At 52.3% G+C, this 12,466-nt stretch carries 9 protein-coding genes; 1 reads left to right on the forward strand and 8 read right to left on the reverse strand.

The features are described from left to right. Nucleotides 1-13: 13 nt before the first annotated feature. The 8 genes from nuoH to lrhA form a co-directional block, all read right to left on the reverse strand. Nucleotides 14-991: an NADH-quinone oxidoreductase subunit NuoH gene (gene nuoH / locus EHN07_RS02800; RefSeq protein ID WP_124022686.1), complete on the reverse strand. Its 978-nt coding sequence runs from the start codon at nucleotides 989-991 to the stop codon at nucleotides 14-16. After that, entirely contained in the window at nucleotides 988-3,711 is a 2,724-nt protein-coding gene (nuoG, locus tag EHN07_RS02805; RefSeq protein WP_124022687.1) for an NADH-quinone oxidoreductase subunit NuoG, read from the reverse strand. Before nuoG ends, nuoH begins: the two co-directional genes overlap by 4 nt. A 62-nt stretch (nucleotides 3,712-3,773) precedes the next feature. Beyond that, nucleotides 3,774-5,114 carry an NADH-quinone oxidoreductase subunit NuoF gene (gene nuoF / locus EHN07_RS02810; protein ID WP_124022688.1) on the reverse strand — a complete coding sequence of 447 codons (1,341 nt, stop codon included), beginning with the start codon at nucleotides 5,112-5,114 and terminating at the stop codon, nucleotides 3,774-3,776. Then, the gene (gene nuoE / locus EHN07_RS02815; protein WP_120066226.1) at nucleotides 5,111-5,611 is read right to left on the reverse strand and encodes an NADH-quinone oxidoreductase subunit NuoE; all 501 of its coding nucleotides are present in this window, start codon (nucleotides 5,609-5,611) and stop codon (nucleotides 5,111-5,113) included. Before nuoE ends, nuoF begins: the two co-directional genes overlap by 4 nt. Before the next feature lie 2 nt (nucleotides 5,612-5,613). Beyond that, nucleotides 5,614-7,425: an NADH-quinone oxidoreductase subunit C/D gene (gene nuoC, locus EHN07_RS02820; RefSeq protein ID WP_124022689.1), complete on the reverse strand. Its 1,812-nt coding sequence runs from the start codon at nucleotides 7,423-7,425 to the stop codon at nucleotides 5,614-5,616. Nucleotides 7,426-7,521: 96 nt separating this feature from the next. Next, nucleotides 7,522-8,196, reverse strand: a complete 675-nt coding sequence (nuoB, locus tag EHN07_RS02825; RefSeq protein WP_124022690.1) for an NADH-quinone oxidoreductase subunit NuoB — start codon at nucleotides 8,194-8,196, stop codon at nucleotides 7,522-7,524. Between the two features lie 15 nt (nucleotides 8,197-8,211). Further along, on the reverse strand, nucleotides 8,212-8,655 hold the full coding sequence (nuoA, locus tag EHN07_RS02830) for an NADH-quinone oxidoreductase subunit NuoA (RefSeq protein ID WP_124022691.1): 444 nt from the start codon (nucleotides 8,653-8,655) through the stop codon (nucleotides 8,212-8,214). A 624-nt stretch (nucleotides 8,656-9,279) separates the two neighbouring features. After that, complete coding sequence (gene lrhA / locus EHN07_RS02835; RefSeq protein WP_124022692.1) at nucleotides 9,280-10,215, reverse strand: transcriptional regulator LrhA; 936 nt, start codon at nucleotides 10,213-10,215, stop codon at nucleotides 9,280-9,282. 1,010 nt (nucleotides 10,216-11,225) lie between these two features. Here lrhA and alaA point away from each other — a divergent pair. After that, complete coding sequence (gene alaA, locus EHN07_RS02840) at nucleotides 11,226-12,440, forward strand: alanine transaminase AlaA (protein ID WP_124022693.1); 1,215 nt, start codon at nucleotides 11,226-11,228, stop codon at nucleotides 12,438-12,440. The last annotated feature ends 26 nt before the right edge of the window (nucleotides 12,441-12,466 follow it).

Below are 12,466 nucleotides of genomic sequence, written 5' to 3' on the forward strand. Positions count from 1 at the left end.
GTTTTTTCACCCCTTATGGTGCCTGATAGAGAATGACCGCGGCGGTCACCAGCAGATTGATCAGCGTCAACGGCAGGCAAACTTTCCAGCCGAAGGACATCACCTGGTCATAACGCGGACGAGGTAATGAGGCACGAATCAAAATGAACATCATCATAAAGAACGCGGTTTTCAGCGCGAACCAGATGAACGGCGGTAACCACGGGCCATGCCAGCCACCAAAGAACAGGGTCACGATCATCGCGGAAACGGTGACGATACCGATGTATTCACCGACGAAGAACAGGCCGAATTTCATGCCTGAATATTCGATGTGATAACCATCAGCCAGCTCTTGCTCAGCTTCCGGTTGGTCAAACGGGTGACGGTGACAAACCGCAACGCCTGCAATCGCAAAGGTCACGAAGCCAAAGAACTGCGGGATCACGTTCCACAAATTGGCCTGGTTATCAACGATATCGCCCATATTGAACGACCCCGCCTGCGCCACAACCCCCATCAGGGAAAGACCGAGGAACACTTCGTAGCTGAGCGTTTGCGCAGACGCACGCATCGCACCGAGCAGCGAGTATTTATTGTTACTTGACCAGCCGGCGAACAGCACCGCGTAAACCGCAAGCCCCGCCAGCATCAGGAAGAACAAAATACCGATGTTCAGGTCGGCAACCACCCAGCTCGGGCTGACCGGCACAATCGCAAAGGCCAGCAGCATCGAGGTGAAGGCAATCATCGGGGCCAGAGTAAAGATGACGCGATCCGCAAAGCGCGGGGTCCAGTCTTCTTTAAAGAACATTTTGATCATGTCGGCGACCAGCTGGAGCGAGCCGCCCCAGCCAACGCGGTTAGGTCCGTAACGATTCTGGAACAGGCCCAGCAAACGACGCTCACCGAAGCTCATGAACGCGCCGCAGGTTACCACCACCAGCAGGATCACCACCGCTTTGAGAATGCTCAGCAGGATGTCGATAATATCCGGTGTTAACCAACTCATTGGCCAGCCTCCTGGAGATTTTCAAGACGCGCACCCGCCAGTACCGGAGCAATGCCAGGCATACCCATCGGTAAACCAACCTGCCCTGCTGCCAGACCTTCGGAAAGTTGCAGTGGCAGACTCAACGTCTGGCCTTCGTAACTAAACGAAATCAGGCTTCCCGCATTCACGCCCAGTTTCGCAGCGTCTGCCGGATTAAGCTTGATGTACGGCTCGGCCATGCGGCTCTGGAATATCGGAGAGCGCTGGGACATTTCATCGCTGCCAAACAGATGGTAGTAAGGCGCAATACGCCATTTCCCTTCTTCGGCGTGGAAGATTTCCGGCACCTCGGTGAAGTAATCAATCCCCGTTTCGGAGGCTTCAATCAGACGCACGCCCGGGTCGCCGTGACGCAGTTTGCCACCCACTTCGGCCTGGAATTTGTTCCATGCCTGCGGTGAGTTCCAGCCTGGCGCCCATGCAAATGGAATTTGCTGACGGTTTGCCGACGGGCTGTTGTTCCCTTCCATAGAGAAGGCGAACATGGTGTCTTTATCCTGCGGCTGACGAGGTTCGTGCACGCTGATGTTGGCACGCATTGCGGTACGACCACTGGAGCGGATTGGTGAACGCGACAGTTTCTGACCACGAATACGGAAGCTGGCATCTGGTGCCGCATCCTTAATTCCAGCCAGCTGTGGCAGCGCTTTCACGCAGGCGTCGATAACATGGTCAAGCTGCGTCCAGTCCACTTCACGGCTTAGAACCGTGCTGTGCAGGGAGTGCAGCCAGCGCCAGCTTTCAAGCATCACCACGGAATGGTCGTAATACGCCGGGTCATAAACCTGGAAGAAACGCTGTGCGCGGCCTTCGTTATTGATGACCGTACCGTCGCTTTCAGCAAAGCTTGCGGTGGACAGCACCAGGTGGGCTTTGTCCATAATCGCGGTGCGCTGATGGTCAATAACCATCACCAGCGGAGCTTTACTGAGTGCGGCATCAACCCGTGCCGCAGAGGCATGGCGATGCAGATCGTTTTCCAGCACGACTACCGCATCGGCAGAACCGCTTTCCAGTTCGCTCAGTGCTTCTTCAAGAGAACCACCGCCGATAAGGCCTAGCCCAACACTGTTGACTGCACGAGCAACCATGGTGATACCGACATCGGCACCACGGCCTTTCAGTGCTTTAGCCACGTTGGCTGCCGCCTGAATCACCGCTTCGCTACCGGCGTTAGTACCAGAAACGATCAAGGGTTTTTTCGCACCCGCCAGCGCCTGCACGATAACATCGACTTTGTTTTTCAGGTCGCGATCCAGTTCAACCGCCGGAGAGTTGCTGTCCAGCGCGTTGGCGATTGCGAAGCCCAGACGCGCCTGATCTTCAACCGGCGCACGATAAGTCCACGCGGCGATGTCGTCCAGACGAGTGCTGTCGATGTTGGTCACAAACAGCGGATGTTTGGCGTGCTGGCCGATGTTCAGGATGGCCGCAATCTGCCAGTCAGCCACTTTCTGGGCCGCCGCCATTTCACGCGCTTTGCCTTTCACCGCCTGACGCACAGCCAGCGCTACGCGCGCGCCGGTTTGGGTAATATCTTCACCGAGCACCAGAACCGCATCGTAAGATTCGATTTCACGCAGCGCCGGGGTATGAATGCCGCTCTCTTGCAGCACTTTAAGCATCAGTTGCAGACGTGCTTGCTCACCGGTTGCAATACCGGTGTAGAAGTTGTCCGCACCGACCAGCTCGCGCAGCGCAAAGTTGCTTTCTACGCTGGCCCGTGGAGATCCGATACCGATCACTTTCTTCGACTGGCGCAGAATATCTGCCGCGCCCTGCATCGCTTGTTCAGCGTTCAGAGCGATCAGATCGTCGCCACGACGTTGGATCGGCTGACGTGGACGATCCTTCAGGTTGACGTAGCCATAACCGAAACGACCACGGTCACACAGGAAGTAGTGGTTCACGGTGCCGTTGTAGCGGTTTTCGATACGACGCAATTCACCGTAGCGTTCGCCAGGGCTGGTGTTACAGCCGATGCTGCACTGCTGGCAAATGCTCGGTGCAAACTGCATATCCCACTTACGGTTATAACGCTCGGAGTGAGTTTTGTCCGTGAACACGCCGGTCGGGCAGATTTCTACCAGGTTACCGGAGAATTCGCTCTCAAGCGTGCCGTCTTCCGGGCGACCGAAGTAGACGTTATCGTGCGCGCCATAAACACCTAAGTCGGTGCCGTCAGCGTAATCTTTGTAATAACGCACGCAGCGGTAACAGGCGATACAGCGGTTCATTTCGTGAGAGATGAACGGGCCGAGATCCTGATTACGGTGAGTACGTTTGGTGAAGCGATAGCGGCGGAAGCTATGACCGGTCATGACCGTCATATCCTGCAAATGGCAGTTGCCGCCTTCTTCACAAACCGGGCAATCATGCGGGTGGTTGGTCATCAACCATTCCACCACGCTTTCGCGAAATTCTTTTGCTTCGCCATCTTCAATCGAGATGAACGTGCCGTCAGCGGCCGGTGTCATACAGGACATCACCAGGCGACCACGAAGATCTTCTGCGTTCTGATATTGCTTCACCGCGCACTGGCGGCAAGCACCGACGCTGCCTAGCGCCGGGTGCCAGCAAAAATAAGGAATATCGAGGCCGAGTGACAGACAGGCTTGTAGCAGGTTGTCTGACCCGTTGACCTCATATTCTTTGCCGTCTACATGAATCGTAGCCATAGTCAGCATGCTTCCAGTTAATTATAAAATTTTTCTTACCTGCACCTTTATCGGCGCAGATATCACCAGCGTGCTTTTAACAAGTTCGGCTGAATGCCACTAATGGCACGGGTATTACCGAAATCTTGTCTGGCAATGCCTGCTTCGAATTCTTCGCGGAAATATTTAATCGCGCTCTGCAATGGCTCAACCGCACCTGGCGCATGCGCACAGAAGGTTTTACCCGGCCCGAGGAAACGACACAGTTGCTCAAGCGTTTCGATATCCCCCGGCTGCCCTTCGCCACGTTCCAGCGCACGCAGAATTTTTACGCTCCACGGCAGGCCGTCACGGCACGGCGTACACCAGCCGCAGGACTCACGGGCAAAGAACTCTTCCAGGTTACGGACCAGCGGGACCATACCAATTTCGTGGTCTACGGCCATCGCCAGCGCGGTGCCTAAACGGCTGCCTGCTTTGCCGATGCTTTCAAATTCCATCGGCAGATCGAGGTGCGATTCGGTCAGGAAGTCTGTCCCCGCCCCGCCCGGCTGCCAGGCTTTGAATTTCAGGCCATCGCGCATGCCACCCGCATAATCTTCGAGGATTTCACGGGCCGTGGTGCCGAACGGTAATTCCCAGACGCCAGGGTTTTTTACGCGACCCGAGAAGCCCATAAGCTTAGTCCCGGCATCTTTGCTGGTTGAAATACCCTGATACCACTCCACGCCATTAGCCAGAATCGCTGGCACGTTACACAGCGTTTCGACGTTGTTAACGCAGGTCGGCTTACCCCAGACGCCGCTTGAAGCCGGGAATGGTGGTTTTGAACGTGGGTTTGCGCGGCGGCCTTCGAGGGAGTTAATCAGCGCGGTTTCTTCACCACAGATATAACGCCCGGCACCGGTGTGCACGATCAGTTCAAAATCAAAACCAGAACCGAGAATATTTTTGCCAAGCAGGCCCGCTTCGGTAGCTTCCGCAATCGCGCGGCGCAAATGCACAGCCGCTTCGATGTATTCGCCACGCAGGAAGATGTAGCCGCGATACGCTTTGAGGGCGAAAGCAGAGATCAGCATACCTTCAACCAGAAGGTGCGGCAGTTGCTCCATCAGCAGGCGGTCTTTGTAAGTACCGGGTTCCATTTCATCGGCGTTACACAGCAGGTAACGGATGTTCATGGACTCGTCTTTTGGCATCAGGCTCCACTTCAAACCGGTGGAGAAGCCCGCACCGCCGCGCCCTTTCAGGCCTGCGTCTTTAACACGGTTAACGACTTCATCTGGTGCAAGACCAGTCAATGCCAGACGTGCACCTTCGTAGCCGTTTTTGCTGCGATATTCATCCAGCCAGACCGGCTGTTTGTCATCGCGCAGCCGCCAGGTCAGCGGATGGGTTTCAGAAGTCACGATAACGGTTTTCATTTGTACTGCTCCAGCAAATCAGGGATCGCTTCCGGCGTGAGATAGCTGTGAGTGTCCTCATCAATCATCATGGTCGGCCCTTTGTCGCAGTTGCCCAGACAGCAGGTAGGCAGCAGGGTAAAGCGACCATCAAACGTGGTTTGACCCGGTTTGATGTTTAGTTTTGCTTCGATAGCCGACTGAATACCCTGGTAGCCCGTAATATGGCAAACCACGCTATCGCAGTAGCGAATCACGTGGCGGCCCACCGGCTGGCGGAAAATCTGGCTATAGAATGTGGCAACGCCTTCGACATCACTGGCCGGAATGCCCAGCACCTCAGCGATGGCATAAATAGCGCCGTCTGGCACCCAGCCACGCTGTTTCTGTACGATTTTCAGCGCTTCGATAGACGCTGCGCGAGCATCTTCGTAATGATGTTTTTCGTGCTCAATCGCATCACGCTCGAATTGACTCAGCTCAAAGGCTTCTGCCTGGGGTTGTTGTTTATCGTGCATAGTTAGCGATCCACATCAGACATTACAAAATCGATACTACCCAGGTAGACAATCAGGTCAGAGACCAGGCTGCCACGGATCGCCGACGGGATTTGCTGCAGGTGCGCAAAGCTCGGGGTGCGAATACGGGTGCGGTAGCTCATGGTGCTGCCGTCGCTGGTCAGGTAGTAACTGTTAATCCCTTTCGTCGCTTCAATCATCTGGAAGGATTCGTTAGCCGGCATCACCGGGCCCCACGAAACCTGCAGGAAGTGAGTGATCAGGGTTTCGATATGTTGCAGCGTGCGTTCTTTCGGCGGCGGCGTGGTCAGCGGATGGTCAGCTTTGAACGGGCCGGCAGGCATGTTTTTCAGGCACTGATCAAGAATGCGCAAGCTCTGGCGCAGCTCTTCTACTTTCAGCATCACGCGGGTGTAGCAGTCACTAACGCCACCGCCAACCGGGATTTCGAAGTCGAAGTTCTCATAGCCAGAATAAGGACGCGCTTTACGGATATCGAAGTCGATACCGGTGGCACGCAGGCCTGCACCGGTGGTGCCCCACTCCAGCGCTTCTTTTTTACCGTACGCCGCAACGCCCTGAGAACGACCTTTCAGGATAGTGTTGCGCAGCGCCGCTTTTTCGTAGGAATCCAGACGTTTCGGCATCCAGTCGAGGAACTCTTTAAGCAGGCGTTCCCAGCCGTTTGGCAGGTCGTGGGCCACACCGCCGATGCGGAACCAGGCTGGATGCATACGGAAACCGGTAATCGCTTCGACGAGATCATAGATTTTCTGACGGTCGGTAAAGGCGAAGAACACCGGCGTCATCGCCCCCACGTCCTGAATAAACGTAGAGATGTAAAGCAGGTGACTGTTGATACGGAACAGCTCAGACAGCATCACGCGGATAACGTCTACACGCTCAGGAACCTTGATGCCCGCCAGTTTTTCCACCGCCAGCACGTATGGCATTTCGTTGACGCAGCCGCCGAGGTACTCGATACGGTCGGTATACGGAATGTAGCTGTGCCAGGACTGGCGCTCGCCCATTTTCTCAGCGCCACGGTGGTGGTAACCGATATCTGGTACGCAATCAACAATCTCTTCACCGTCGAGTTGCAGGACAATACGGAACGCACCGTGCGCGGAGGGGTGGTTAGGACCGAGGTTAAGGAACATGAAGTCTTCATGTTCACTGCTGCGCTTCATGCCCCAGTCTTCAGGCTTGAAGGTCAACGCCTCCATCTCGAGGTCTTCTTTCTGTTTAGTCAATTCAAACGGATCGAACTCGGTGGCGCGCGCCGGGTAGTCTTTACGCAGCGGATGGCCTTCCCAGGTTGGCGGCATCATGATGCGCGTCAGGTGCGGGTGACCATTAAAGGTGATGCCAAACATTTCCCAGGTTTCACGCTCGTACCAGTTCGCATTCGGGAACAGTTTGGTGAGGGTGGGAAGGTTCAGATCGTTTTCAGACAGCGCCACCTTGAGCATAATGTCGCGGTTGCGATCGATGGATAGCAGGTGGTAGAAAACGGAAAAATCCGCCGCCGGTAAGCCGTTGCGGTGGGTACGGAGACGTTCGTCCATGCCGTGTAAATCGAACAGCATGACGTAGGGCTGGGGTAATCTCTTTAAGAAATCGACCACTTCCAGTAATTGCTCGCGCTTAACCCACGCCACCGGAACACCGGTACGGGTTGGCTGAACAGTGAAGGCATCCGGCCCAAAACGGTTACGCAGTTCGCCAATAACCGGATCGTCTAAATGGTCACGGGTTTGCCAGGCGTGCTGGTTGGCATCATGCGCGGTTAAATCGGTCATAATTCTCACCATTGCAAATGGTACTGTGGTGACTGTTGGTCAACGGCTTCGCGCTAATATTATTGATATGCGAAGTAAACTCACGCCGACCACAGGCGCAAATTAAAGTTAAATCTCGTCTGGCGTGCGCAAATTGGTGACGGCAATACGCTCGCCACGTTTGCGCTCGCGCTCTGATTGCATATTGGCGCGATACACACCCTGGTCGCCAACCACCCACGAGAGCGGGCGACGTTCTTTACCAATGGATTCCTGCAGCAGCATCAGAGCCTGCATATAAGCTTCCGGACGCGGCGGGCAGCCCGGGATGTAAACATCAACCGGCAGGAATTTATCCACGCCTTGTACTACCGAATAGATGTCGTACATGCCGCCTGAGTTGGCACAGGCCCCCATCGAGATGACCCACTTTGGTTCGAGCATCTGGTCATAAAGGCGCTGAATAACGGGAGCCATTTTGGTAAAGCAGGTCCCGGCAATCACCATCAGGTCTGCCTGGCGCGGAGAGGCACGCAGAACTTCAGCACCAAAACGTGCCACGTCATGTACGGCGGTAAACGAGGTCACCATCTCAACGTAGCAGCAAGAAAGGCCAAAGTTATAAGGCCAGATTGAGTTTTTACGCCCCCAGTTCACCATATCGTGCATGGCATGTTCGAGTTTGCCCATGTACACGCTACGGTTGATTTCTTGATCGAGAGGGTCGGTTACGATCTCCTGCTTTTGCAGGGGATAACGGTCGTTCTCACCGTTGGGGTCTATGCGGGTGAGCGTATAGTCCATCTTATTGCCTCGCTATTACTGCTGACGGTTAGTGAGACTGTCGGTTTCCGGGTTGATTTGGGCGCGGCGCGAACGCGCAGGAGTCCAGTCAAGCGCGCCAATGCGCACCAGATACACCAGGCCTGCCAGTAACACTAAAATGAAAATTGCGGCCTCGACAAAGCCTACCCACCCGCTTTCACGGATAGAGACTGACCACGCATAGAGATACAAGGCTTCCACGTCGAAGATAACGAAGAACATGGCGACCAGGTAAAACTTGGCGGAAAGACGTAAGCGCGCGGTACCAACTGAGTCGATACCTGACTCGAAGGGGGTGTTTTTGTGCCGACCCTTAGCTCTCCCGCCAAGGAACCAGGCCCCGAGAAGCATTACGCAACACAGGCCTATGGCAACAATAAGAAAGACTGCGAACGCCCAATGGTGAGCGATAACTTCAGTGGATGTTGACATACTCATTGCTTACTCATCAAAAGTGGCGCCAGAGTCTCTGCTCTTGCTGGCAGATGAACACCACATCGATTCATGGGGAGGAACAATAAACCTTACAATAACTGCCGGAATCAAATCTTTACCGGCAAATTGATGGGGTTTTTTACTCCTTTCTATAACCTTTTGTCAACTTTAACAAAAGTATCCACACATTAATTTACATCAATCCAACGTCATTAACATTTAGTGCGCTACAAGTTGTAACGTCACGTGACTAACTCTTTTTAATGAAGTGAATCGTGTCCGTTAAGGAGGAAAAATCTTATACAGTTCTATTCTGGCAGGAAATCTCAACTATTCATCCCCCCAAGAGGGAGTATTTTCTTGATCTGAGACACGCTTTTGTTAACTCACCGAGAAAACCAACAACATTACATCCTATTTATTAACAATCTGACGCAGGTTAATTGATGAGACAGGCACAAAAGGCAGGCTGGATAGGGGAGAGAAAGCTGTTTGTTTTAAAACATGTTTTTACAAATTAATTATTCACGCATCGGGCAGTGATTAAAAAACGAGCCACTGAAACAAGAAACATCTTCAGTGACCCGTTTTTGACTTTCCCGCTTTGTTACTAACCTTCGCGGATTACTACTCGAAATCACGTTCCATTAACACAGTGCCGTCATCTTCATCTGGCGAGGCCATGTAGCGATAAGGGCTGGGATTGGATTCAAGGGCGCTGAAAATAGCCTGAGCCAAATCATTGCCGCTGTGCAAATTACGGCACAGCAGATATTGCGTCTCCGGCATTACCGGTAAGCCGTCGGCATTCCCCAGCACGCGGAGTTCAGGACTCATCATTTCCACCGGGCGCGCGGTAATGCCCAGGCCCGCTTTCACCGCCGCCCGCACCGCGGAAAGCGTTGAAGCTACATAGGCAATGCGCCACGGAATACGCTCTGCATTTAAGTGCTCAAGCATCATATCCCGGTACGGGCTAGGATCGTCAAGCATCACTAAAGGCACGGTTTCCCCTTTCTGGAAGAGATAATCCGAGGCGCAATACCATAAGGTTGGCGAAGTCCGTAATACAATGGATTCACAATGTGCGGGTTTTGAGGTGGTCACCACCAGATCAACTTCCTGCTGGTTAAGCATCTCCTCAATAAACGGATTGCGTTTGACGCGCACGTCCAGCGCCAGCTTAGGATAAACCGAACTTATCCGGTTAAGCAGGAAGGGAAGAATGGTGTCCGCTGTTTCGTCAGAGGCACCAATGGTGAGTACCCCCTGCAAATTACTAAACATCAGTGAAGTACAGGCTTCATCATTAAAACGCAGGATTTTTCGCGCATACCCCAGGAGCTGAATGCCATGCTCGGTCAGCAGCTTATTACGGCCATGACGGGCAAAAAGCTCTTTCCCTACTAACTGTTCAAGACGCTGCATCTGCTGACTAACAGCCGATTGCGTACGACAAACCGCGACGGCTGCTGCTGCAAAAGTATTCAGATCCGCTACGGCGACAAAAGTCCTTAACAGATCGAGGTCGAGATTAAGTATCGGACGATTTGCGTTAATCATAATTTTTCACTACCAGGTTGCTCTTACGAGTCTGCCTTAGTTTTATTGCTGTGATTTATCAAAAAGATAAAGCAATTCCCTTTTACAGAACGCCTCCCGAGGGGCCATGCCGTCATCCTGACAGTCGTTCTGATTTTTTTATTCTCATACATCCTGTCCCACGCGCATCAATTATGCGAAACACGTATTCCGGGCAAGATTATACCGCCATAACCAACATACAAACATTCGTCTTATCGTACCAGTCACTGAAATTAAAACTGAGCAATGATGATCAAACGGCTTCTTCAGCACTGCGTTTTATTTATTCAACTCCCTGCGGTTGCAGAGGTCAGCGCGATGAAAATCTTCGCTCTGTCGCTTTCGCTGCGCGGACAAATATCAAAGTACAGTGGCTATATACTAACCTGCGATAAAACATAGACTTTCACAATAGCCAAAAAAAGACATTAGCCATTTTTGACTAACATATCTTACCGCAAATGATACCAATCCCTAGATTTTGTTGTGGATTATCTGATCCCATTCTCTTTTTTAATTCACGGCTCAGTGGCTTATTGATAAAGATTTTTGAAGCAACTTAAAACCAAAGAGAAGCCGTTTAACTCTTTTTCTACTTATATTAATCACACTCCCGGTTATTTTTATATACATATTATTAACTCACACCAATACGCTCCTTTTATCTTCAGCATGAATATTCAGTTTTCCTTAACTATTACTCAGTTTAATTTGCTAACGGATTAGCATGACCTACCAACACTCACCAGCCAGATAGTTAATGAAATTGAGTCTAAATTTAATTTCCATATTTTTAATTAAAAACCAATACTTAACGATATATTATTCTAAAAAAAATCCATTGATTCGTTTTTCTAACCTTACCTTAAAATCAAAGATAAATGACCTTCTGACGCTTCGATGACCTTCAAATCTGCGCGTAGCAGGAGTACATTGTTGCCTGGTCGCTTCCACGGCAGGAAGTGGCGCTAACATTTAAGGTCAGGTTCATGTCCCCTATCGAAAAATCCAGCAAACTTGATAACGTCTGTTATGACATCCGTGGCCCGGTGCTCAAAGAGGCGAAACGCCTTGAAGAAGAAGGGAATAAAGTCCTCAAGCTCAATATTGGCAACCCGGCCCCTTTTGGCTTTGACGCCCCGGATGAAATCCTTGTCGATGTGATTCGTAACCTGCCAACGGCGCAGGGCTACTGCGACTCGAAAGGGCTCTACTCCGCACGCAAAGCCATCATGCAGCATTATCAGGCGCGGGAGATGCGGGATGTGACGGTTGAGGATATCTACATCGGCAACGGGGTCTCTGAACTGATCGTTCAGTCAATGCAGGCGCTGCTCAATAGCGGCGATGAGATGCTGGTTCCGGCACCGGATTATCCTCTGTGGACCGCAGCGGTGTCGCTTTCAGGCGGCAAGGCGGTGCACTATTTATGTGATGAGTCCGCTGACTGGTTCCCGGACCTGGATGATATTCGCGCCAAAATCACCCCCCGCACGCGCGGTATCGTGATTATTAACCCAAACAACCCAACGGGTGCGGTCTACTCTAAAGAGTTACTGTTAGAAGTGGTTGAAATTGCGCGTCAGCATAATTTGATCATTTTCGCGGATGAAATTTACGACAAAATTTTGTACGACGAAGCCCAGCACCACTCCATTGCCGCGCTGGCACCCGACCTGCTGACCATTACCTTTAATGGCTTATCGAAAACTTATCGCGTTGCCGGATTCCGCCAGGGCTGGATGGTGCTGAACGGGCCGAAAAAACACGCTAAAGGGTATATTGAAGGTCTGGAAATGCTGGCCTCCATGCGTCTTTGCGCCAACGTTCCGGCTCAGCATGCTATTCAGACCGCGCTGGGTGGCTACCAAAGTATTAGCGAGTTTATCGCGCCTGGGGGCCGCCTCTACGAACAGCGTAATCGCGCATGGGAGCTGATTAACGATATTCCCGGCGTCTCTTGCGTGAAGCCGCGCGGCGCGCTGTATATGTTCCCGAAAATTGACGCCAGGCGCTTTAATATCCACGATGACCAGAAAATGGTGCTGGATTTCTTGCTGCAAGAAAAAGTGCTGTTGGTTCAGGGAACGGCGTTTAACTGGCCGTGGCCCGATCACGTACGTATCGTGACCTTACCACGGGTTGATGAGCTGGAAATGGCGATCAATAAATTTGGCCGTTTCCTCGGACACTACCACCAGTAAAGCTTGAGGGGGAGATGTTTGCATCT

The sequence above is a fragment of the Buttiauxella warmboldiae genome (assembly GCF_003818135.1).
GTDB classification, from domain to species: domain Bacteria; phylum Pseudomonadota; class Gammaproteobacteria; order Enterobacterales; family Enterobacteriaceae; genus Buttiauxella; species Buttiauxella warmboldiae.